This is a genomic window from Mycoplasma crocodyli MP145, from assembly GCF_000025845.1.
Taxonomy (GTDB): Bacteria; Bacillota_I; Bacilli_A; order Mycoplasmatales; family Metamycoplasmataceae; genus Mycoplasmopsis; species Mycoplasmopsis crocodyli.
This window is the reverse complement of record NC_014014.1, coordinates 809,986-836,105: the sequence shown is the minus strand read 5'-3', so window position 1 is coordinate 836,105 and position 26,120 is coordinate 809,986. Positions and strand designations below refer to the sequence as shown.

Annotated in this window: 18 protein-coding genes; all 18 read left to right on the top strand. The window is 27.7% G+C overall.

Annotated features, from left to right (window positions below):
- The 18 genes from MCRO_RS03600 (at position 1) to MCRO_RS03515 (ending at position 26,088) form a co-directional block, all read left to right on the top strand.
- The gene (locus tag MCRO_RS03600) at positions 1 to 906 is read left to right on the top strand and encodes a thermonuclease family protein (RefSeq protein WP_013054735.1); all 906 of its coding nucleotides are present in this window, start codon (positions 1 to 3) and stop codon (positions 904 to 906) included.
- 9 nt (positions 907 to 915) lie between these two features.
- Positions 916 to 3,009 (top strand): ATP-binding cassette domain-containing protein, encoded by a 2,094-nt coding sequence (locus MCRO_RS03595; protein ID WP_013054347.1) that lies wholly within the window; start codon positions 916 to 918, stop codon positions 3,007 to 3,009.
- A complete protein-coding gene (locus MCRO_RS03590; RefSeq protein ID WP_013054272.1) occupies positions 3,002 to 4,048 on the top strand; it encodes a carbohydrate ABC transporter permease in 1,047 nt (348 codons plus the stop codon). Before MCRO_RS03595 ends, MCRO_RS03590 begins: the two co-directional genes overlap by 8 nt.
- Entirely contained in the window at positions 4,008 to 4,973 is a 966-nt protein-coding gene (locus tag MCRO_RS03585) for a carbohydrate ABC transporter permease (RefSeq protein WP_013054575.1), read from the top strand. Before MCRO_RS03590 ends, MCRO_RS03585 begins: the two co-directional genes overlap by 41 nt.
- 118 nt (positions 4,974 to 5,091) lie before the next feature.
- Positions 5,092 to 6,663, top strand: coding sequence for a type I restriction-modification system subunit M (locus tag MCRO_RS03580; RefSeq protein ID WP_013054486.1), 1,572 nt, complete (start codon positions 5,092 to 5,094; stop codon positions 6,661 to 6,663).
- Complete coding sequence (locus MCRO_RS03575; protein ID WP_013054598.1) at positions 6,663 to 7,916, top strand: restriction endonuclease subunit S; 1,254 nt, start codon at positions 6,663 to 6,665, stop codon at positions 7,914 to 7,916. Before MCRO_RS03580 ends, MCRO_RS03575 begins: the two co-directional genes overlap by 1 nt.
- On the top strand, positions 7,909 to 10,896 hold the full coding sequence (locus MCRO_RS03570) for a type I restriction endonuclease subunit R, EcoR124 family (RefSeq protein WP_013054645.1): 2,988 nt from the start codon (positions 7,909 to 7,911) through the stop codon (positions 10,894 to 10,896). The genes MCRO_RS03575 and MCRO_RS03570 overlap by 8 nt, the downstream gene beginning before the upstream one ends.
- A 96-nt stretch (positions 10,897 to 10,992) precedes the next feature.
- A complete protein-coding gene (locus tag MCRO_RS03565; RefSeq protein ID WP_013054268.1) occupies positions 10,993 to 12,042 on the top strand; it encodes an ATP-binding protein in 1,050 nt (349 codons plus the stop codon).
- Positions 12,035 to 14,233 (top strand): S8 family peptidase, encoded by a 2,199-nt coding sequence (locus MCRO_RS03560; RefSeq protein ID WP_013054762.1) that lies wholly within the window; start codon positions 12,035 to 12,037, stop codon positions 14,231 to 14,233. Before MCRO_RS03565 ends, MCRO_RS03560 begins: the two co-directional genes overlap by 8 nt.
- 143 nt (positions 14,234 to 14,376) lie before the next feature.
- Positions 14,377 to 15,315 carry an RluA family pseudouridine synthase gene (locus MCRO_RS03555; protein WP_013054784.1) on the top strand — a complete coding sequence of 313 codons (939 nt, stop codon included), beginning with the start codon at positions 14,377 to 14,379 and terminating at the stop codon, positions 15,313 to 15,315.
- Between the two features lie 32 nt (positions 15,316 to 15,347).
- Entirely contained in the window at positions 15,348 to 16,310 is a 963-nt protein-coding gene (locus MCRO_RS03550) for a hypothetical protein (RefSeq protein WP_013054675.1), read from the top strand.
- 179 nt (positions 16,311 to 16,489) lie between these two features.
- On the top strand, positions 16,490 to 16,924 hold the full coding sequence (locus MCRO_RS03545) for a hypothetical protein (RefSeq protein ID WP_013054258.1): 435 nt from the start codon (positions 16,490 to 16,492) through the stop codon (positions 16,922 to 16,924).
- The gene (locus tag MCRO_RS03540) at positions 16,917 to 17,684 is read left to right on the top strand and encodes a hypothetical protein (protein WP_013054360.1); all 768 of its coding nucleotides are present in this window, start codon (positions 16,917 to 16,919) and stop codon (positions 17,682 to 17,684) included. Before MCRO_RS03545 ends, MCRO_RS03540 begins: the two co-directional genes overlap by 8 nt.
- Before the next feature lie 292 nt (positions 17,685 to 17,976).
- Positions 17,977 to 18,393 (top strand): 30S ribosomal protein S12, encoded by a 417-nt coding sequence (gene rpsL, locus MCRO_RS03535; protein ID WP_013054446.1) that lies wholly within the window; start codon positions 17,977 to 17,979, stop codon positions 18,391 to 18,393.
- Positions 18,394 to 18,420: 27 nt separating this feature from the next.
- Positions 18,421 to 18,891 carry a 30S ribosomal protein S7 gene (gene rpsG, locus MCRO_RS03530; protein ID WP_013054539.1) on the top strand — a complete coding sequence of 157 codons (471 nt, stop codon included), beginning with the start codon at positions 18,421 to 18,423 and terminating at the stop codon, positions 18,889 to 18,891.
- Positions 18,892 to 18,906: 15 nt separating this feature from the next.
- On the top strand, positions 18,907 to 20,997 hold the full coding sequence (gene fusA / locus MCRO_RS03525; protein WP_013054314.1) for an elongation factor G: 2,091 nt from the start codon (positions 18,907 to 18,909) through the stop codon (positions 20,995 to 20,997).
- Positions 20,998 to 21,256: 259 nt separating this feature from the next.
- The gene (locus tag MCRO_RS03520; RefSeq protein WP_013054766.1) at positions 21,257 to 22,054 is read left to right on the top strand and encodes a hypothetical protein; all 798 of its coding nucleotides are present in this window, start codon (positions 21,257 to 21,259) and stop codon (positions 22,052 to 22,054) included.
- A gap of 116 nt (positions 22,055 to 22,170) precedes the next feature.
- The gene (locus MCRO_RS03515; protein WP_013054325.1) at positions 22,171 to 26,088 is read left to right on the top strand and encodes a discoidin domain-containing protein; all 3,918 of its coding nucleotides are present in this window, start codon (positions 22,171 to 22,173) and stop codon (positions 26,086 to 26,088) included.
- The last annotated feature ends 32 nt before the right edge of the window (positions 26,089 to 26,120 follow it).

Below are 26,120 nucleotides of genomic sequence, written 5' to 3'. Positions count from 1 at the left end.
ATGATTAGTAAAAAACTAAAATTATCATTGATAGCAATACCTTTTGTGCTATCAGTTCCTTTCATAGTGGCTTCATGTGCAAAAAACTACACAATTGAACAAAAAATTCAAAAAGGTAAGGAAGAATTAGATAAAGTTAAATTTGATGAAAAGTCAGCATATAAATTTTCAGATGTTGATTGATCAAAAGTAAAGTATATTGAAGGTGAACTCGATAAATGAGCAGATGGTGACACACCATACCTAAAAAATATTACTGCTGGTGATAATGAAATTTCTCGTTTGTTTTATAAACAAAATGAAGCTGAACTTAAAAAAGGTAAAAAAATTAGAGTTTTAGGAATTGATACACCAGAAAAAGCTTTACCAGGAAATATTGAAATCAAACCTATTGAATTAGTATGGGCGCAAGCAGCATCTAAATTTGGTGAAGTTACAATTTTACCAAACCAAAAAGTAAGAGTTATGACTGATGGACAACCAAGTTATGATAGATTAGTTGGTTCAATTTATTTTGGTGATAAATTCGAATATGAATATTCAACTGAAATAGTAAGAGCTGGTTATACATTACCAAATGGTTCAGAAGCTCTTAAAGCAACTCTTGATGGTGAAGATTTACCTAGTTACTATCAATCATATGGAATTGTTTTAGCTTACAAAGAAGCTAAGAAAAAACAAAATGGTTTTTGAAAAATATTCAACGATGAATATGATGTAACCAACAACACAAGTGGAATTTATATTTCTAGACAAAATAATGGTTGAAAAATTTACTCAGATAAAGATTTTTCTGATGAAGGCTTCACAACCATTGAACAAATAATAAAAGCAAACCTTCGTTTTGAAGAAAACAAAGGTAAAAAAATATCGGATTTTGTTTACATACCAGTAAACAAAAGATAATGGAGAAAAATGAAAATAGAATTTTTATCTTCTCTAAAAGGCAAAATAAAAGCTAAATCTATTTCTAAAAATTTAGATAACAACAAGGATGTCCTTGATCGTATTGATTATTTTAGAAAGAAAAGATTAGAAAGTAAACAACAAGAATTACCTGCTATTGAGCTAAAAAACTTGTTTATCGACTTCGGGGAAACCTTAGCAGTTGATGATGTAAGTTTTAAGATTAAAAAAGGTACACTTGTTACTTTATTAGGACCATCGGGTTCAGGTAAAACAACAACACTTAATGCTATTGCAGGTTTATTAACACCAACCTCTGGAAAAGTTTTATTCCAAGGTAATGATGTTACAAAATATTCACCTCAAAAGCGTAAATTAGGTTTTGTGTTTCAAAATTATGCACTTTATCCACACTTAAGTGTATATTCTAATATTGCTTTTCCATTGAAAAATGACAGTCATTGAAAAAACAATATTCTTATGAAAAAAGAACTTGCAACAATGAAAATTGCAAGTATTTACCTAAAACGTCTTGGTGCTAGCCAACAAGAGATAAACGAACTAAATAGTACATTAAGCGATTTTTACTATTTAAAACAAGATACATTTCATAATTACGAAAGAATTCTAGCTGAATCAATTGAAGAATTTGAAAATGCTAAAACTAAATTTAAAATGGCTAAGATTCACAGAGATGCACAATTATCATCTCTTGCTAAGTCAATTTTAAAAAGCATTGAAAATTTAAAAATTGATACAAAAGCTAAAATATCAGCTGAGACACTTAAAGCTAATGAGCAAAAAGTTCTAGGACTAGAAAAAGAATTTACACCTTTATCAATAGAATTGCTATCAGTTTCAAGTTTAAGTAAATCATCAAAAGGTGATGATGCCCAAAACAAAGTTAACGAGATACAAGATTACTTACTCAAAATAAACGCCCAAATGAAAGAAAATATTTCATTGGAAGATAAAGTTAAACTACTAAAACACGAACAACAGGTTTTAGTAACTTTATTCAAACATAAATACTCTATAAATAGAGCAAAAGTATTTAAAGCTTATTCAGAAGAAAAAGCTACAGCTCAAAAAGAATTTAATTTAGTAAAAGCTAAATATTCACAAGACAAAGATTCTAAGAACTTAGTTAAAGAAGCTTATCAAGAATCAAAAATTTTACCTGATGTAATGCTTAATATTCATTTAAAACTTAGAGCTGAATTAAATGCCAAATATAATTTCTTCTCAGTGATGAAGGAAAACAAAAAAACTCGTGAAATTATATTTAATGAAGAAGAAAAAGCATTACTAGAAGAATATTCAAAAGACATTATTACAATTAAACAAGCTATTCATAGAGATGTTATGGAAGTTTCAAAACGTGTTGAAATTATTCCTATTCTTCAAAAGAAACCTACTCGTTTAAGTGGTGGTCAACAACAACGTGTTTCTATAGCTCGTGCTATAGTTAAAAAACCAAAAATTTTATTAATGGATGAACCACTTTCAAACCTTGATGCAAAACTTCGTATTTCAACTCGTCAATGAATTAGAGAAATTCAACAATCACTTGGTATAACAACAGTTTTCGTTACTCACGACCAAGAAGAAGCTATGTCGATTTCCGATGTTGTAATATGTATGTCTACTTCTAAAGTACAACAACTTGGAACACCACTTGATCTATATAATAAACCAACGAACCAATTTGTTGCTCGTTTCTTAGGAATGCCTGAAATGGCTCTTTTCCCAGCTATTGCAAAAAATGGAAAAGCCTATGTGCTAGATAAATTGGTAAAAGGAATAAGTGTACCTTCCAGAGATACAGGTAATTTAAACATCGGAGTTAGAGGTGAAGATTACTTAATTAAATCTAAACCTACAACCGATTCTATTACTGGTCAAATAATAGCACTTGAAGATTTTGGTAAGGAATCTAAATTACTTGTTGTAGTAGAAAATGTTGGAAGAATCAATATGCTACTTGGTAATGAATACAAATATAAAATAGGTGATAAAATTCACTTCGAACTTCCTATAAATAAACTTCATGTTTTTGATGCTGTAACCGAAAATCGTTTGGAATACAAAATCAATGACTAATATGTATGCTTGAATAGCAAAAACTTTTCCGTTTTTATTTAAATATGGAACCAAAAAAGTTGCTGCTAAAAAACCTAATATATCAGCATCATATTTAGAAAAGAAAACTCCTTTTTACAAACCTTTTCTATTAATTTTACCTGGTGTAATAATAATTTCATTATTCACCATTGCACCATTCTTTATAACAATAAAAGATGCGTTTTTACCTCTTGATAATCCTGCGGATCCTCAATCAGCACATTTTTCATTAGATGGTTTTAAGTATCTTCTTAAAGATCCGTTATATGGTGTTGCACTTCGTAATTCATTACTTTATGGATTACTTTCATTACCGATAATAATTAGTATTTCTCTAATTATATCCTCGGCAATTTCATTACTTTACAAAAAATGAGCAAGAGGTTTATGACAAACAATTTTCTTCTTACCATATGTAACAAGTGGAGTTGCTATATCACTTACATTCATTAATATCTTTGATGCTAAATTCGGAGTTATTAATAGTGCGTTTGGTGTAAATATTGCTTGATTAACTTCTGGTAACGATTCTGGTTGAAATGCTTTTGTTGCAATGTTCATTTTAGGTATATGACAAAACTTAGCATTCAATATCTTAATTTTTACAACAGCTATGTTGTCTGTTGATAAAAATTTATATAAATCAGCTTCTATTGATGGTTCAGGAACTGTAAAACAATTTTTCAAAATTACATTACCTTCTATCAATAAAACAACAACATTCTTAATAACTATTGGTGTTATAGGAGGTATTAAGGTCTTCCCACTTGCATTGTTCTCAAACAATCCAGCAGAAGCTATCCTAAATGGTGGATCAACACTCATGCTTTATGTATATAATGCAGTTATAAGTTCCCGCTTCTCTGATGCTGGGGTTGCATCTATCTTCCTATTCTTAATAGGGGTCGCCTTCTCAACAATCCTACGTGGTGGTTTTGATATAGTTATTAAACTCGCAAATCAGTTAGGAGAAAGAAATGTTCAAACAAAAATTAATTCTACAAAACTGATTCGGTAAAAAAAGACTTGCAAGAAATGGTCAAAAAGTTTCTCAGCAAGTCCATGAAACATCTTTATTCTCATTAGGATTATCAGTTTTAAGCAAATTAACTATTCTATGTTTATTTGGTCTAGTTATTTTGTTCCCGTTCTACTATATGGTTGCAACATCATTAATGTCTAACGACCAAATCGATTTAATGAACTCGGGTGGTGGACTGCAATTAGTTCCTGATGGACTAAATTGAGAAAACTTTAGTCAAGCATTTGTTGAAGGTTATTGAAAAGCCTTAGGTGTAACATTTAGTAACGTTTTGATTTCTGTTGTTTTAAAAATAGTAGTCACAATGTCACTGGGTTATGCTTTCTCACTTCAAAAATGAGCCGGTAAGAAAATAATATGACGTATCTTACTTTCACTATTGGTACTACCTGAGGTTGCTTTACTTTCAGGACAATACCAAATGGTTGTTAATTTAAGTCTTCAACAAGAATTGCATAAAGTTATTTTAGCAATCGCTCTTCCTTTCGTTGCATCTATATTCAATGCTATGATGTTCAGAAATGCTTTTGAAGCAATTCCTGGAAGAATAAAAGAAGTTGCACTAGTTGATGGAGCTACAGGAATGAGATATTTCCTTAAAATAGCTGCACCAATGGTAACACCAACAACTTTAACTATTATTATTCTTACATCTCTTGCTTCATGAAACAGCTACTTATGACCAGCACTTATTTCTGGTAATAAGATTGACGTTATGTCAACATGATTATTTACTGTTGGTATTAGACGTAGTGAAACAGGAGAAAATATGGGTCTTTACCAAAACATCCGTATGGCTGGAGCTATCATTGTTATTGTTCCTATGTTCATTGTATACTTCATTTTCCGTAAAAAGATTATGAACGCTATTTCTAGACAAGGATCAACAATTAAGGGTTAATAAACTAATTATCACACAACCAATTAACACTTGAAAGATACTGCTTATGCAGTGTCTTTTTTGACCACATTTTGTATTAATTAGTTATAATAATAATTACTATTTAGGAGATTTTAAAATGAAAAAAGTTAAAGATATTGACCACAAAAAAGTGCTTCACAACAAACTATGAGATCTTGCTAATAAAGTGAGGGGTAAAATTAATGCAAGTGAATTTCAACAAGTATTTTTAGGTATTTTATTTTATAGATTTATATCAGAATATTTTGTTGATAAAGTAGAAGAAAATGGACTTAAAGATTATTCTAATAAGAATGATGATGACATTGAAGTTCTTAAAATGAAAAAAGATTTACCCGACTTAATTGGTTTTTTTATAAAACCTTCACATCTTTTTGTTAATTTATCAAAAGATGTTCACCTAAATGAAAATATTAATATTGATATTAATGATATATTTAATAGTATTGTTTCAAGTGCGAATATAAATGATAGCGAAAATATTCTTGAAGGAACATTTCCAAACTTCAACAATTTAAATTTTTTAAATATAAACAACAACAATGAAAATCAACTTAAGAAAAAGAATAATATAATTACTAAAACAATTTTAACGGTTGCAGAAATTGATTTTGGTTCAAAATTTGATGATCACTCTATCGATACGTTTGGTGATGCATATGAATACTTAATAGGTATGTATGCAGCATCGGGTGGAAAATCAGGAGGAGAGTTTTTTACACCACAAGAAGTTTCAAAGTTTTTAGCCAATGTTACTCTCGTTTACAAAAATAGTAAAGATATTTATAGTGTTTATGATCCTACATGTGGAAGCGGTTCACTTCTTTTAAAATTTAAAAAAATTCTTAATAATCCATATCTTCATTTTAGTGGCCAAGAAAGTAATCCAACAACTTTTTCACTATCAAAAATGAATCTAATAATTCATGGTGTTGAATTTGACAAAATAGATTTAAAATGTGGTGATACACTAAATGACCCATTACATTTAGAGAAAAAGTTTGACGTTGTTGTTTCCAATCCCCCTTACTCAATAGCTTGAGAAGACTACAATGAAACTAGTATCAGAAGTGATGAAAGATTTAATATTGTACCTACACTTATGCCTAAAAGTAATTCAGATTTAGGTTTTGTACTTCATTCATTATATTCTCTGGATAAAAAAGGAGTTGCAGCAATTGTATGTTTTCCGGGAATGTTTTACAGAGATAATGAAAGCGAAGTAAATATTAGAAAATATTTGGTGGAAAATAATTTTATAGAAGCTATTATAGTTATGCCTAATAATATGTTTTTTGGAACATCAATTTCGGTTAATATAATGGTTTTGAACAAAAACAAACAAACAAAAGATATTTTATTTGTTGATGCATCAAGTCATTTTTATAAAGATGGGAAAAAAAATAAAATGTCTGAACAAAATATTGAAAATGTATTAAAAATAGTTAAAGACAGAAAAGATATAGAAAACGTATCAAAACCAGTTGCTAATGAATTCTTTTTAGATAAAAGTGTTAATTTAAGTCCTGATAGATTCTTTAAAAAAGAAGAAGTCAAGGAAGAAATTGATATCATTAATTTAAATAAACAACTTAATGAAATTACTTCAAAAAATCAAAAACTAAGAGAACAAATTAAGAAATTAATTTTTGAGTTAGAAGGTAAGTAATGAATATTCTTGACCTTATAAATAATCTTAGTGAAGATGAAGTTAATATTAAGAAACTTTGAGAAGTTACATATTGAGATAAAAAATTTAAAAATATTGATAAATCTAAACAACCTAAAACAATTAAGTATAGATACCTAGAAGCATCTACTTTAAAAGACTTAATTGTTGAAGGTGGTGATGTTAAAATTTTATCAACAGGTAAGTTTAGTGCATACACAACAAAAGAAAAAGCGGGTGATTTTTTAGCATATGGTGAAGTAGTTTCAATACCTGGAGGTGGTAGTGCAATTATTAAATATACAAATGGTTATTTTTGTACAACCGATAATAGGATTATGACTTCAAGAAACAAAGATATATTAAATAATAAGTTTTTATATTTTTATCTCAAGTTAATTAATCAAGATGTAGAAAATACCTATAGAGGTGCGAGTATAAAACATCCTGAAATGAGAAGAATTTTAGATTTAAAAATTCCAATACCACAAATAGAAATTCAAAATAAGATAGTTGAAATTTTAGATAAGTTCGAAGAACTTGAAGCAGAGCTTACAGCAGAGCTTACAGCAGAGCTTACAGCTAGATATAAACAATACAACTACTATAAACAATTATTATTAGATTTTAGTAATAGAAAAGATGTAGAGGTTAAGAAACTTTGAGAAGTTACATATTGAGATAAAAAATTTAAAAATATTGATAAATCTAAACAACCTAAAACAATTAAGTATAGATACCTAGAAGCATCTACTTTAAAAGACTTAATTGTTGAAGGTGGTGATGTTAAAATTTTATCAACAGGTAAGTTTAGTGCATACACAACAAAAGAAAAAGCGGGTGATTTTTTAGCATATGGTGAAGTAGTTTCAATACCTGGAGGTGGTAGTGCAATTATTAAATATACAAATGGTTATTTTTGTACAACCGATAATAGGATTATGACTTCAAGAAACAAAGATATATTAAATAATAAGTTTTTATATTTTTATCTCAAGTTAATTAATAAAGATGTAGGAAATGCCTATAGAGGGGCAGGTATAAAACACCCTGATATGAAAACCATTTTAGAATTTAAAATCCCTATTCCATCAATTGAAGAACAAAATAAAATTGTTGAAATCCTAGATAAATTTGAAATATATTCTAATTCAATTAACGAAGGTTTACCGCTTGAACTCGAATTAAGAAAAAAACAATTCGAGTATTATAGAAACAAACTATTTAATTTTAAAGTAGGTAAGAATGAATAAAAGATATTTGCCATTAAACACAATAATTGATAAATTTGAACCGATTGTTAACTGTGATCAATCATATCAATCTGAAGAAGATCTAGAAAAAAAATTTATATCAGATTTAATTCGCCAAGGTTTTGAATATAAAAAAGATATAAAAACAGAAAAAGAATTAATAGATAATTTTAAGCTTTGTCTAGAACAATTAAATAATTGCACTTTTAGCGAAAACGAATGAAATCAAGTTTTTAAAGAATATATTGAAAATATCACAACACCTAAAGAAAGTCTTACTAAATTTAGTGAACAACATATTATAGAAGTACTTAAAGATGATGAAACATTAATGAATGTTAAAATATATGACAAGAAAAATGTTGAACACAATATTTTACAAGTTATAAATCAATTTCATCCTAGTGATGAATATGCTAATAATTATTATGACGTGACAATTTTATTAAATGGACTTCCTATAATACATATCGAACTTAAAAGAAGAGGTGGATCAATCGAGGAAGCATTTAATCAAATAAGAAGATACCGTAGAGAAACAATGTGCAAAGATAACAATAAATTTTATTGATATATTCAAATGTTTATAGCGTCAAACGGCACAGAAACCAAGTATTATTCATCTACTCTTATCTCTGAAGAGCAAAATGATAAAAGAAGAAAATTTGAATCTAAAAATACTTATAAAAAAGCTTTGTGTTGAACCGATTCGTTAAATAATCAAATTCACAATTTAGAAGACTTCACAAACATATTTTTTAAGAAAAACACTACTTTAAACGTTATTCTTTTTTATAGTGTTTTAACACTAAAAAAACAAATAAGGATATTAAGACCTTATCAAATTTGTGCAGCAGAGAAAATTTTAATTAAAACTAAGGAATTCATTGAAAAACCTAACCCTACTTATGATGAAAGAAAAGGTGGTTATATTTGACATTCAACAGGAAGTGGTAAAACATTAACTTCTTTTAAATCGTCAACATTAATTTTGGACCATCTTTCTGATAAATTGCATAAGGTGGTTTTTGTAGTTGACCGTAAAGACTTAGATGAACAAACAAAAAAAGAGTTTGAAAAATTTCAAAAAAATTGCGTTTCATCAAGCAAAAATACCGATGAACTTGTTGAAGTATTTAATGATAATTCTAAAAAAAGAAATATTGTTGTAACAACTATTCAAAAACTCGGTTGACTTACTGGTGGACCAAAAATTTCAAAAGTTAAAGATAAGGATAAAAAAATAGTTTTTATTTTTGATGAATGCCATAGAACCAATGCTGGTGAAATGCACAAAAGAATAAAAGAACATTTTAAAAATAGTTTAGTTTTTGGTTTTACCGGTACACCAATTTTTCCGGAAAGACAAGATGATATATTTACAACTCCATTTATTTTTGGAGATCAATTGCATAGTTATAGAATAGATCAAGCATGTAAAGATGGAATTGTATTACCATTTCAATATAATCAAGTTAAAACAATGTCTTATAAAGATGAATGTATTCCTGATATCAATGTTAAAGACATTGATCGTAAGGCAGCCTTTTTTGATAAAAGAAGATTAAAGGAAGTTGCCACATTCATTGTTAATAATATTTCTAACCAAAACAAGCAAATAAGAGAAACAAAGTTTAATGCACTTTTTGCCGTTTCATCTATAGAAATGGCCATTGAATACTATCAAGTCTTTAAAGAAGTTCAAAATGAATTAGGTACAAATTTAAAGATTACTTCAATTTTTACATATGATCCTAATGATGCGAATAGTGATGATGAAGGAAATATAACAACAGAACATTTAAATTCAACGCAAAAAGAATCCCTAAGACAAATTATGTATGATTACAATAAAATGTACAACACAACTTATGATTTAAGTACATACGAAGGTTTTCATAGTAATTTAACAACAAAAATAAAAGAAGTTGAAATTGATCTTGTTATAGTTGTTAACATATTGCTAACAGGATTTGATTCGGAATATTTAAGCACTCTATATTGTGATAAAAAACTAGAAAAGCATGGGTTAATTCAAGCTTTTTCAAGAACAAATAGAATAAGTAATTATGATAAACGATTTGGTAAGATTTTTTCGTTCAGGAATAATGCTGTTCAAATGGAAGAAGCATATAAAATTTATGCTTCAAGTTGATATGGGGCTAAAAACATTGGTGTTCCCACATATGAAAAATTTTATGAATTTTATAAAGAAATATATGAAAATTTTATTAAAACATATCCTAATGTTGAATATGTTTTTAAACTTTCATCAATTATTGAAAAAGCAAAATTTATAAAGGCATTATCAGAATTGATAGAAATGATTACAAAATTGTTATACATTCAAGAATTTGATAATGATAACAACAAGAAGCTTCATAGTGATAGATATATCGAAGATTTAAAATCGTTATCAATTGAATTTAGAACACAACTTAAAAAAGTAAGTGACGAAGAAAAAACTAATATAAATGAATATATTGATTATTGTGCTGAAATAGTTAGCTCAACTAGTTATGGACTTCAAGATATACTAATAGATGTAAATAATATTTTAAAGGGACATAAGGAAACAAGTGTATCTGATTTGATTAGAAAAATAAAATCTAGTTTAAAACTTTTTAAATTGAAAGACTTAATCGAATGATTTGTAAATAAATTAATTACAAATAATAAAGTTGTTGAACTAAAAGACTCTGTGAAAATAACATGCTTGTTTAATGAAGAGTTAAACAAGATTTGTCAAGAAAATAAATTTGATTATTATAAATTATATGAAGCAATTAAAGCATCAATAAAAACATTAAAACCTCTTTCGTTATCTGATATAAACAAAGCAAGATTAGGAGATACTAATATATTTGAAAGATTGAAAAAAGTTCAAGAAGAAATCAGAGATTTGTTTAATAATTTAAATATTGAAGAGGTTGGAAATGACTATTCTTCAACAAGAATTGACGATATCATATTTAAATAACACTAAAAAATCACTTTCTAAAGAGGGTGATTTTTGTCCCAAATTTTAATATAATGTCCCAAAAAGTTGTATAATATATGTGTGAGGGGGTTGTTCATGACGATTAAGAATATTTTAAATCTAATTAGATATCATCAAGATAAAAATGATATTTCATTCGCTAATGAGGCACTCGAAATAGCGCGAAAATTTAACCAAAAAGGTGATAGAGACATATATGAATATATAATATTTTTACTTTCAAATGATGAACAGTTTCTTCCACAAATAATTGAGGAAAATTTTCAATTCCTTTATAAAGATAATAAATTTAAACAATCTTTATCAATACCAGAATCAATCATGGAAGATGTAAAAGGCGTCTTAAACGCAATCAACCAAAATGTAGGAATCAATAAATTTCTCTTTTACGGTGAACCAGGAACTGGAAAAACCGAAACCGTTAGACAAATAGCCAAATTATTAGAAAGAAGTTTATATATTGTTAAAACAGAAAATTTAATTGATTCGAAACTTGGACAAACACCTAAAAATATTGAAATATTATTTAATGAGATTAATGAAATTAGGTATAGCAAAAAAGCTATTATTTTATTTGATGAACTCGATTCGTTAGCGCTTGATAGAATAAATTCAAATGACATAAGAGAAATGGGAAGAGCAACAAGTTCGTTTTTAAAAGGACTTGATAACTTGAATGAAAATATTATTTTATTTTCAACAACTAATTTATATGACAAATTTGATAAAGCGCTTCTCAGAAGATTTCAAGCTCACATTAATTTTAATAGATATGATAGAGAAGATCTTATTCAAATATCGGAGCAAATACTTTTTAATTTATTAAAAACATTTAAAAAATCATCTCCTAATATCAAAATGTTTAGAAAAATTATTCAATTATTTAGCACAATTCCTTACCCGGGTGAATTGTATAATTTAATTAGTTCATCACTTGCTTTTAGTGATCCTAATAAAGAATATGACTATTTAAGACGATTATATTTAAAAGTTTCAAACAATAATAGTAATTTACAAAAAATGCAAGAACAAGATTTTAGCATTAGAGAAATTGAGATACTGACTGGGGTTTCAAAGAGTAGCGTTGCTCGTGATCTTAAAGAAAAGAGTTTAATAAATGAATAAAAAATATAATAGTTTAATTGTAATAAATAATTCTTTTAAGCGTGAAGAACGTAAATTTAATTTTGAAAAAATGCTTCCTAATAATAGTTATTTAAAAACCGAAAGACTAGAAATCATTTTGAATAACTTAATAAATGTTGTTAATTATTGAAAAACCGTTCCAATTAATGTCGATCCAATAATAACTGTTTACTATAATAAAACAACTTCTAAATCAAATCTTATTAGTGGGCTTTTTAACATTAGTAATGATAATATTGTAGGTTCTTTTTATCAATACAGTGAGTTAAAACATGCCTATGTTTATACGATACCAATTGAAAAAATTTATTGTGCAATTGATGAATTAAATAAAATTATTGATTTTTTTAAAAAAGCCGATATAACTGTAATCAATAATGAAGTTTTAAATAAGATTTATGGTAAAAAAACAAAATCTTCCAGTATATTAAAACCAAAATTTAAAAAAATAATTATTGATGTTTTTTACATTGATTTGATAGAAATAAAAACATCGGTCGATTTAGATAATAAAATAAATAAAATAATAACGTTTTATAACACCAAAAGAGATACTAAAAAAATTTTAAATGATTTAGGTGTTGATTTATCAAAGATAAAATTCTTGAGAAGAGATCATAAAACTTTCTTAGCATATGAGGATGAGCTTAAGTTAATCTTAGAAAAGGTACCCTTTTTAATAGGTCTCGAAAGTCAAGCGTTATCTGATTTTGACGAACTTAGCAATTCTATAAGTTATAATAAGTTAAACATTAAAATAGATGATCCTAAAAATGAGCCTACTATTGGTTTGTTGGATGACGATTGTTCAAATAACTCTTATTTTTCAAAATGAGTAGATGTCCATAATTTAAATAATTCAAGTTCTTCAAACCAAAGCGATCACTCTTTAGTCGTTTCTTCAATTTTGGTTGATGGTCATAGATTAAATCCTAATTTAAATGATGGCTGTGGAAATTTTAGGGTTAGACATTTTTCAATAAAACCAGATAATTCTTCATTTAATAATATTGATTTATTCAATAGAATAAGAGACATAGTAAGTGAAAACAGGGATATAAAAGTTTGAAACTTATCTTTTGGTACAAGCTACGAAACAAGCAATAATTCAATTTCACTTGGTGGATTTGAAATTGATAAAATACAAATTGAATTTGATGTAATTTTTGTTATTTCAGGAACAAATAAAAATAATCTTAATCAAGAAATACGTATTGGGTCTCCAGCAGATTCTATAAACTCATTAGTAGTTAACTCCGTTGATAAAAACAATAGACCAACTAGTTATTCTAGATGTGGTAAGGTTTTACATTTTTTTACTAAACCTGATGTTTCGTATTATGGAGGAACAGTAGATGATCAACAGCAAGTGGTGAGAAATGGAAGTTTTGATTATTCTTTCGGAACATCTATTGCTGCTCCGTGAATATCAAGAAAAGTTGCATATCTTATTCATACAATGAATTTTTCCAAAGAAGAAGCAAAAGCTCTAATTATAGATTCGGCAGTTAAATGGAATAAATTAGATTATGAAACATCCAAATACATGGGTCATGGCGTTGTTCCAATAAGTATAAATGATGTTATCTTTTCTAAAGAAGATGAAGTAAAAATTATAACTTCCGGAATATCTAGTTCATATAAAACATATATTGATGATATATTGATACCTGATATTGAAGAAAAATATCCATATAAAATTAAAGCGGTCATGTCTTATTTTCCTGAGTGCTCAAGAAACATGGGTGTAGATTATACAAATACGGAACTAAATATAAAGTTTGGTAGATTATCCGAACCGGATAAAATTAAAGATATTTCACACGATCCTCAAAATAGCGATGACGATATTCCTTTAAACGAAAAAGACGCCAGAATGTTTTTCAGTAAATGAGAAAATGTAAAAGTTATAGGTGAATTTAAAGAAAGAGTTCTTCCTAAGAAAACCTATAAGGCAAAAAAATGAGGTCTTCAAATTATTAAAAATAATAGATTTTCAAAAAAATATGATATCAGGTTTGGAATTGTAATAACTTTTAAATCTCTAACTGATAAAATTAGGTTCGACGCCTTTTTCAAAAGTTTAAAATTTTTACTTAATGCAAAAACGATCGAATATGAAGCTATTAATGAATTTAATCTTAAACTTGAAGAAAAAATTAATTTATAAGAAAACAAAAAATCATTTTTATTTGTATACTCTTGAAAACTGAAACACTAAGATATTTTAGAGATAGAAAAACTTTGAAATTTACACTTATATTTAACAATAATAATACATATTAATTTAAAATCTTTTTGTATAATTCATACATGTTAAAAATAGAAGTTACATATAAAGAAAGAATTGATAAATATATATCAAACAATTCTGAAATTTCAAGAAATGATATAAAAGCCTTGATTGAACAAAAGGCTGTTTTTGTAAATGATGTTGTAGTAAATCAACCGAAATTTATTGTTAGAGAAGGTCAAGTAATCAGTGTTACAAAATTAATTGATAAAGAAATTCACATTGAAGCACAGGACATTGATCTTGATATAGCGTATGAAGATGAACACTTATTAGTTATTAAAAAACCAAGTGGAATGGTTGTTCATCCTGCTCCAGGACATCATGAAAACACGCTAGTTAATGCCTTACTATTTCATTTTAAAAATAATCTTTCAAATGAAAATGGCTTACTTAGACCTGGCATAGTACATCGCATAGATAAGGATACAAGTGGTCTATTAATAGTTGCTAAAACAAATGAAGTTCACCAACTACTTTCAGAAGGTTTTTCAAACAAGTCAATTAATAGAAAATATTTTGCTATTTGTGATGGTGTTTTAAAAAGTAAAAAGATGAAATTAGACTTGCCTATAGGTAGAGACGTAAAAAATAGACAACAAATGAGTGTCACAAATTCAAATTCTAAACATGCAATTACCAACCTTGAAATGCTTAAGAGTTTTTACTTTGACAATCAACCAAAATGTCTTGTAAAAGCAACTCTTGAAACTGGAAGAACACATCAAATAAGAGTTCATTGTGCATATATAAACAATCCAATTTTTGGCGATTCAACATATGGAAAAAAAGTCGATGATTTTAATCAAAGATTGCATGCATATAGGCTTGAATTTGTTCATCCAATAACAAATAAAAAAATCATTATTTATTCGAATCCACCAAAGGAATTTGGAATCTGTGATTTTGATTTTGAAACATTTATAAAAAATGAAAAAGACAATGATATTAATTTATAATTGTATAATTAACAAGTAATATAAGGAGAGAAATGTTAAAGAAAAAAGATTATTTATCATTTAATACAAAAGAAGAACTCTTTGCAAATCATGAAAAAGACACATTTAGAATTTGAATTTGAGGTTTTTTAGTTTCAATAGTTATCCTATTAATAATATCAATAGTTAATCTTGTTTTAGTTGGACTTGAAAAAAACGCTATTATTGCCTCGTTTGTCGACACACTTAAACTAAGTGATGCTTATAAATCTAAACCAACAAGCGAATTAGAAGCGGTTGCACTAAATGCTTATGCAACTGGTCCATTATTACAAAATATTTTGCAATCAGTTTGTTTGGTTGTAGCTCTAATTTTATATGTTAAAGGTGTAGTAACTTCATACAAAAATAAATCATTTCACCATTTATCTGGTTGACCAACAACAATAATTGGTTTGTTGGTAATCATTAATGTAATATTCCTAGTTACTATATTAACAAGAGGAGTTTCTAAACCTAATCTTAAGTTTGCATCCAATATTATAACAATCGTTTCATCTGTTTTATATATTGCTATATGAGTTATATTTGGTAGAGAAGCAAGTTTTATAAGAAGAGCTTTTGCTGCATACGTTACTAGAGAAAGAAACATGAAAATGATTGAACAATTAAGTAAAGCTGCTGGTCAATCAGGATCGCAAGATTTATTTAATTTGTTTGGTGGTCTATCAGGTGCTCAACAAGTTAAAAGTCAAGATAACACACCAGAAGCAGAAATTATAAGTGAAAAAACTGATTCTTCAAATAAACCAAACAACCTAGAACTTAAACTTATTAAAAAAGGTCTCGAAAAAACTGACGTCGAATCATTCAATAAGCTTCAAGATTTACCTAATGACTCGCTTTTCCAAATAGCTCAAAAACTTCATATTTTCGGTTATGAAGAAATTGAAAAAGATGAATTAATCATTCAAATAATAAAAATAACAAAAGCTGATAATAAAACAAAAAAATAAGGTTTAACTTATTTTTTTAAATACACAAACAATAATGAAGTCAAAATTTTCAAAAAACATATTTTTTTATAAAAATAATAAATATTAATTCATTCCATTTTCACTCCTTAAAGTTGAATTTTTAATTCATTAAAAAAATCTAAAATAAATTTGTGTTTTTAAACACTTAAAGGAGAGAAATGATTTTTTTAGGAGAAATTAACAACGAAACAAATATTAATAATACTTCTATTAATTCTACAAATAATGTAATAGATGATATTAGTGTATTAGGAGTTTTGTCAACAAGTGGTAATTTAATCACGAAGGACTCGACGATAATATTAAATTATGGGAGTCTTCTTAATGCTTTTTTACCTCTTGAATTATTTAAAGCTTATAGAAGAGCAATTTGAGCTGGTGGTCCAGGTATGGAGTATACAACTGTATATGAAAAATATTATGATGAATGGGCTAAAAAAACCGATATTATCATTAATGAAAATGAAAAAATAGATTTTGATTTATCTAAAATTGAATATACCGTATCAACGCCATCTGCTAACTCTGATAATTTTGTATCATGAATGACTAACATGGACATTATAGTTAAGTTTGAAGGTCAAAATGAATAAATTAAAATTATTTATACTGAATGAACAAAATGATTTGAAAAAAAGTTTTTTAAATACTTTCTTAAAATCTTTAGTGTTTCTATGTCTTCTTATTTTATGTTGATTAATTGTTTTTGTTTCATCATCATTTTACATTAATATAAAAGCATTTACTTTTAGTCATTTAGTCATGATGCCTTTAGTTGTAACATATTCTTTAACTCATTTGTTTATGAATAAAAGAAAAACAAATATCAAAAATTATTTATTCAATAACTTTTTCTTGAATTTTATTGTATCTATATATTTATGAATCTTACTAGGTTTTTCTTTGTTAATTAATTTAAACAAAGATGAATCTAAACTAAGTATTGATTTTGCTAAATTATTTATTTATACATTCTTTACTTTCTTAATAAATTCATTCATACCATTTTTATTGATTAGAAAAATTAAAATATTACATTTCGCAATACTAGCTGTGATCTTATATCCTATATTATTAATTGCAGCTTTATTAATCTTTCCAAGTATTTCAAAAAATTCACCAGATTCATTTAATAATATAATTTTAGATGTCTTAGTTCCGTTTTATAAACTTAAATTCCTAAGCGAAATATTAATTAATAAAGGTCAAAGACTTATGTTAAATTCATATTATGACAATAGAGTTCTACTAGATTTATTTAGTTATACAAGTCTATTATTTATCTCTTATTGATGTATAAAAAGCTACTTTACGTTTGTAAATGAAATTAAAAAAACATTAACACTTTCTTAAAAAAATAAAATATCAGAAAAACTCAATCATTCTTTGTTTGAGTTTTTATTCTTTTTAACATTACTTTTTACTTAAATAAATTAATTAAAATATTAATAAAATTCTTTTTCAAAAATTTTGCAAAAAATAATAAATCTGTTTTTATTTTTACATAAAACACTACCAATTAGTACTTTTGGTAAAATAAAAAATAAAAAAAAATAAGATACACACGGATATGTTGTTATATAATTAATAAGCTATTTATACAAAAATAGTCCATAATAGAAAACTAATATGAAAGGAAGTAGAAATGCCTACAACAAACCAACTTGTAACAAATGGTCGTAGTTCAAAAACTAAGAAACAAAATGCACCTGCATTAAGTATTATTTTTAACTCATTACAAAAAAAGGCTAAGAAAATGCCTTCTCCATTCAAACGTGGAGTATGTACCCGTGTTGCAACAATGACACCTAAAAAACCTAACTCGGCTTTACGTAAATATGCCCGTGTTAAATTATCAAATGGAATGGAAGTTACAGCTTATATTCCAGGAGAAGGACACAACCTTCAAGAACACTCTGTTGTTCTAATCCGTGGAGGACGTGTTAAGGACTTACCTGGGGTAAGATACCATATCGTTAGAGGAACACAAGATGCTGCTGGAGTAGCAAAACGTAACCAAGGACGTAGCTTATATGGTGCTAAAAAACCAAAAGCTAAATAATTTAATTAATTATCGAAAGGAGACATTATGTCAAGAAAGAAAAGTGCGCCAATAAGAGAAGTACTTGCTGATCCAGTATTTAACTCTGTAATGGTTACAAAACTTATTAATACAATCATGCTTGATGGTAAAAAGTCTATAGCTCAAGACATTTTATATTCAGCTTTTAAACTTATTAAAGAAAAAACACAAAAAGACCCATTAGAAGTATTTTTAACAGCGGTTGAAAATATTACACCTCAATTAGAAATTAGAACAAGAAGAATCGGAGGAACAAACTATCAAGTTCCTACAGAAGTTCCAACACGTAGAAAACAAACATTATCATTAAGATGATTAGTTCAATACTCAAGATTGAGAAATGAAAAAACAATGGATGTTCGTTTAGCTAACGAAATCATTGATGCATCAAACAAAACAGGTGGAGCTATTAAAAAACGCGAAGATACTCATAAGATGGCTGAAGCTAACAGAGCTTTTGCACACTTTAGATGATAATCGTTTAGGTTATTTATGGCTAGAGATTATGAATTAAAAGATTACCGTAATATCGGTATTATGGCCCATATTGATGCAGGGAAAACAACAACAACAGAAAGAATTTTATTCCACACAGGGAAAATTCACAAAATTGGAGAAACACATGATGGTGGAGCTCAAATGGACTGAATGGCTCAAGAGCAAGAACGTGGTATAACAATTACTTCAGCTGCTACAACAGCATTTTGAAAAGGAAGAAGAATCAACGTTATTGATACACCAGGTCACGTTGACTTTACAGTAGAAGTAGAACGTTCACTACGTGTACTTGATGGAGCTGTTGCAGTTCTTGATGCACAAAGTGGAGTTGAACCTCAAACAGAAACAGTTTGAAGACAAGCTACAAATTATAAAGTTCCAAGATTAATTTATGTTAATAAAATGGATAAAGCAGGAGCTGATTTTGCAGCATCTATTTCATCTGTTAAAACACGTTTAGGTGGAAATGCAGTTGCTATCCAATGACCTATTGGAGCAGAAAGCAATTTTAAAGGGATTATTGATTTAGTTACAAGACAAGCTTTCACATACAATGGTGAAGTTGATGAGACAGAATTTCCAACAGAAATTCCTGCCGACTTAGTAGATACAGTTGAACTAAAAAGACAAGAATTATTAGAAGCAGTTTCTAACTATGATGAAGAATTAATGATGGTTGTATTAGAAGGTGGAGAAGTAAGTGAGGCTGAATTTAAAGAAGCTATTAGAAAAGCTACATTAACATCAGAATTCTTCCCAGTAGTTTGTGGAACATCATTTAAAAACAAGGGTGTTAAGAAGATGATTGACGCTGTTGTTGATTATTTACCTTCTCCAATTGATATTCCAGCAATTAAAGCACACCTAGATGAAGAAATTGTTGAAGTTCCTTCAACAGATGATGGAGAATTTGCGGCTTTAGCTTTTAAAGTAATGAATGACCCATATGTTGGTTCATTAACATTCTTCCGTGTTTATCGTGGAGTTTTAGGTAAGGGAACTTATGTGTATAACTCAACTAAAGAACAAAAAGAAAGAATAGGACGTATTCTTCAAATGCATGCAAACAACCGTGCTGAACTTGATGAATGTAGAGCAGGTGATATAGCTGCTGCTGTTGGACTTAAATATACAACAACTGGTGATACTTTAATAGCTGAAAAAGGACAAAAAATCGTTCTTGAAAAAATGGTGTTTCCAGAACCAGTTATTTCTCAGGCACTTGAACCAGAATCAAAAGCTGCTACAGAAAAACTTTCATTAGGACTTCAAAAACTTGCTGCTGAAGACCCGACATTTAGAACATATACAGATGAAGAAACAGGACAAACAATTATTGCTGGAATGGGTGAATTACACCTTGACATTATAGTTGATCGTCTAAAAAGAGAATTTGGTGTTCAAGCAAAAGTTGGAGCTCCACAAGTTTCATACCGTGAAACTATTACAAAAACAGCTGATGTTGAAGGGAAACATATTAAACAATCGGGTGGAAAAGGACAATATGGTCACGTATGACTTAAATTTGAACCTAATCCAGATAAAGGCTTTGAATTCGTTGATAAAATTGTTGGTGGAAAAATTCCTAAGGAATATATTAAGCCAATTCAAAAAGGACTTGAAGAAAAAATGGCTATTGGTATTTTAGCTGGATACCCAATGATTGACGTTAAAGCTACATTATTTGATGGATCATACCATGATGTCGATTCGTCTGAAATGGCTTATAAAATCGCTGCTTCTAAAGCACTTACAAAAGCAAAAGATGCTATTGGTACAGTATTATTAGAACCTATTATGGACGTTGCTGTAGTTGTACCTAGTGACCATATTGGAGATGTTATTGGTGATTTATCACGTCGTAGAGGACTTGTTAATGATCAAGAACAAAGAAACGATGGTGCTACAATAGTTAGAGCTGCAGTTCCTCTTGCTGAAATGTTTGGTTATTCAACAGAATTACGTAGTATGACAAGTGGACGTGGTACATACCAAATGCAATTCGATCACTATGAAAAAACCCCTAAAAATATTTCAGATGAAATTATCAAAAAAAGAAACATCCAAAACAAGGATGAAGAATAATTATTTTCTTACAAAATATTCACAACTTAATGTGAATATTTTTTTAATTTTTTATAAAAAATTCATATTTATACAAAAAAAACAAAGTTTTTGTTTCTTTTTGTATTTTTAATTCGTGCTTTATATTGTAAAATATTAATGACACAATGTGTTAAAGGGATTTTTATGATAATATTAAAAAAAATTTTTAAACCGTTTTCGGTTAAAATATCAACAAATATTTATGTTGATAAATTAGTAAACAATTTTGGAGGTGATGATGTTTAAAATCTACTCTAAATTGTTTTTAAGTGAGTACAAAAACAATTCAAAAGATTTATTAAGGACATTTTATAAATCTTTAATAGCCTTAATTTTGTTGATTTTACCAACACTACTTTTAGCATTTGTTGCTAAAAGTCAACAATATATTTTAATGTATTATTCTCATCTTGCTATTTCTTTTATAGTTTTAGCCTTAATGACCCACTCTTTGTTTTTCTACAAAAAAACAATTAAGATTAGTTCTTTTATTATTAATAATTTATTTATATTTTTATTGAATTTAGGTTATTTATTCATTTCGCTTTTAGTAATTTGAGCTTCTGGAAAACCTTCAGATGAAGGAATTAATATAAACTTTTTACGTCTTGGTATTTATGCTGTTTTATATGTTTTCCTATTTACATTTACGCCATTCTTATTTTTTAGAATTTTTAAAATTGCTAAAATAGGTTTAACATTAATTATATTATGACCAATAGTTATATATGTAATGTTTTTATTAAATAACATATTTATAACTTCATATGATAAACATAATTTACCAACATTTTACTTAATTGTTAGTGATGTAGCAATTCCGTTTATGAAGTTATTTACATTTTCAGCAAGTACTATCTCAAGTACTACATTGTTTGGAATAAATACACTTCCTTCTTCAATATATGATGCATATACATTTTTTGAAGTAGTAAGTTTTTCGGGAACAATTTTCTTCTTATATAAATCAATTACCACAAGTTTTTATATAGTTGCTTTACAAAGAAATATATCTCTAAAAACATTCACATTATAAGAAATTAAACAATGGCTATTAATAGCCATTTTTAATATTTTATTTTTTGCTCTATATTTACCAACTTGGACTAATTTTATTATAATAATTATACTTTTCATAAAAGGAGTTTTAACATGAAAAAAATAACTAAAATATTATTAGGAAGTACCATATTAGTTTCGGTAGCAGTAAGTACTCCACTTTTATTTATTTCCAATAACCAAAAATCAAAAAAATTAATTGATAAACCCAACTATTATAACGAATCAAGCACCACTTTGAGAGCTAATACAAACTTTAATTGACTTAGTGATTTAACATTAAAAAATAAAGATTCTTTAGGTAATGAAGTAAAGATAAATACTAACTATGATGGAAAAACAATTAACCTTAATATTGGTGGAAAGAAAACAGCATTTTTCAAAGGTCTTGGTACGCATTCTGACAATGAATTAATTTATGATTTATCAGACAAATCGTTTGATAAATTTAGTGCCTATTATGGAGTTGATTTTTCAAAAGGCGACAAATCAGCTGGAGTTAAATTCAACTTCTTTGTATCTGATAACGGAACCGATTGAACTTCTTTAAAAGAAGATGCATCAGTTTACAAAGGAAATAGTGAAGCAGGAAAAATAGATCTAGATATAACAGGTAAAAAAGTTTTAAAAATCACCATAAAAAAAGTGGGTGGTTCAAATAGTTATAATCATGCTGTTTTAGCACATGCTATGTTTAGAAAATCAAGTTATCCATTCGAACTAAAAACTACATATGATTTTATAAAAACACCTGAGGAATACAAGCAATCAATAATAGCAAAAAATCCTATTTCTTCAGAAGTATCAACATATGAATTAGACTTGTACAAAGAGAAATTTGTATCAAGAGTAGGATATGATTATTTAGTTTCACTCTTTAATGTTGATGAAGAATTGAAGACTTTTATTCAATGATTGTTTAATGATTCTTTAGGTAATAAATTACTTAAGTATTATATGACTGGTGGAGATTTAGATGCAAACAAAACTTCGCAAGAATACTGGGTAAATTCTATTAAAGTTTTACATAGTTTATACAAAAAATATCTAAATTCTTTTAATATCACTTTTGTGGATGAAACCAGTAAAGTTGCACGTGGTGAAGTGTATTTAAAATTAGCTGCTGCAACAGCACTTGTTTATGGTACCGGCGTATGATCTGACTTCTCTCAAAAACGTAGTGATCCGTTAACAAGATTTGAGATTTTCTATAAACTTAGAAGTCAAACCGATCAACAAGATATAACTGAATATATTGAAGAACTTGAGAAAAAAGGAACTGCAACTACCCAATGAGAAAAAGCTGCTTTATTGAGATTAAGAAACAGAGTTAAAGCTGGAACATACTATGACAAACTAAAAGTTGATCATTTTGATAATTTGACTGTTGAACATATGAGATGAATTATTAACTCAGATTTAACTGATGATGAAATTAATTTCTTAAACTACTGATCAAGAAGAAGAGGTATGTCTGGTGGTGGCAATCCACAACCGTTTTCAGGTAACTTCTCAATTGGTGGGTATGATTTTGTTAGTTATACAACCGGAAGTGCTCATAGTGATTTCTTTAAAAAATTTAAATTAAATGAACCTACTTCACCAGAAGCAATTAAAAAATTTGAGGAAATGGATAAGAAATATTTTCTAACAAAATTCGGAATAAAAAATGATGGGGTTTTTAGAAACTGAGTAAGAATGGAAGTTGGTCAAGTTTGTGGTGGTATTTCGAAACAAGGAACAGCAATGCTATCATCAACCGGATATCCATCTGTTGTTGTTGGTCAACCAGGACATGGAGCTTATTTAAATTACAAATATAAAAAGGATATTGATCCAGTAACTAAAACTGAAAAATTATATAAATATTGAGCAATAGACAATCAAGTCGGATCATGAAATGTAGCTGAAAAGGGCGAAAGAATGATACTTGATTGAAGACCGAAGAGAATCAATGGTGATTATTTTGAATATAACGTTAACTATATTCAAATGGCAGAAAACGCTTTAAAAAACAAAGATCAATTTTACAAATCTAATAATCTTTTTGAAACGGCAAGATTTTATGATGATATAGCTAAAAAAGAAGAAATATATAGAAAAGCTATTGAAATTTTTCCTCAAAACTATAATGCTATTTATGCTCTTGATTTACTAATGATAGATCCTACAAATTCAAAAAGTGATGCTGATAAAGTAGCTTTTGGAAAAATGGTTCTAACAAACCTAAAAATGTACCCACATCCATACAACAACATTGTAAAACAAGTTGTAAATAGTCTTAAAGGTGATGAACATAAATTTGAGTTAAATTCGCTTCTTAAGAAAAATCTTGTTAGAGATTCAAGAATAGATAAAAGTGAAGCATATGATCACGGAATAATTAATGAACAAGCAAGAGGTATATTGGGTGATCTAAACACCGATTTAGCAACATTCTCATTTAGTGGTGATAAGGCAAATAAAATAGTTATTAATGATATGTATAAAAATTCTGATACTGAACTTAGATATAGTATTGATGGAGGTTCTACTTTTAAAACATCTCGTGAAAAAGAAGTTTTACTAAGCGATGAAGAAATTACTTTATTAACCGATTCGAATGATATAGTGGTTGGACTTTCAGGAACTTCAGAAACATTTAGAATTAATTTATCTTCACTACCACTAGATTCAAATAAATATTACTATAACAATTTAACTCAAAAATTATATGGTGATGGCGTTGATAAACTTCTATGAAGTGAAGATAAAAAAACTTGAACATCATTTAAAGAACAAGCACCTAAAATAACCGAAGAACAAGGTAAGGAAATTTTTATTAAAAGATTAGCTTTTGATAAAGTTTTACCAGCAGGACCTATTTCATTTACTTTTTATCCTACAAAACTAGAAAAAGAAGATGCTTATCTTCCTACTTATTTATTTAAATTCACAGCTTCTGATGGTGGAAAAAATAAAGAAGCATCAAAAGCTGTTGATGAAGATTTTAATTCATATTATGAAACTGGTGAACAAAAAGACCCTTCTAAAATGTTTATGCAATGAGAGTTTAATAAGCCAATTAAAGTGTCAAAAATTGAGTATCTTCCTAAAGGTGGTAATGGAAATATTCAAGCTGGAAAAGTTTTGTATAGCACAACAAACGATGATGAAGCTTCATTTACAGAATTAACCACTTTTGTTTGAAAGAATGATAATAAAACGAAAATTGTAGACTTTATTTTAGATAAAGAAATTAAGTATTTAAAGATTATTCCTTCACAAGTTCATGGTGGAAAGTTTTTATCAGCAAGAGAAATAAATCTATATGGTCCTGTTAGTGATTACTACTTGGTTGATAATTCAAAATATGAAGTTACTACAAATTCTGAGGAAAAGACTAAGGAAAATAATGCTTTAACAAACGCTTTGGACAATGACTTTACTAATATATGACACTCAAATTGAAATAAAAACCCAAAAGATGTCAATATATTATTTACATTTAATAAGCCATTAACTTTAAGTTCATTGGTTTATGAACCGAGAAAAGATGTTATGAGTGGAATTATAACAAAACTTAAAGTTTCATATTCATTAGATGGTGTTGAATACAAAGACTATAAAACAATTGATTTAAAATCGGATTCAAATTCTAAAGAAATAATCTTTGATGAACCAATCGAAGCTAAATATCTAAAATTAGATGTTTTGGCATCTAGTGATGGTCATTCAGCAGCTCAAAAATTCAGAATTTATGAAAAAAATAAGAATATTTCAATAGATCCAATCCCTGAATTGCCTCAAAATCCAACTCCTAACGAACCAAATGTTCCTAATGTTCCGATTGAACCCAAACCAACAGAACCGACAAATATACCAACCGTTGATACTTATAAAGGACAAAAAGAAACAAATTCAAATAAAATAATATTGTTTTCATCACTTTTTGGTGGGTTAGCACTGATTGGAGTTATAGGATTAGCAACGTTTTTAATTATGAAAAAAATAAAAACTAAAAAGAATTAATAATTCAAAATAAAATACAAAAAACAGCAAAA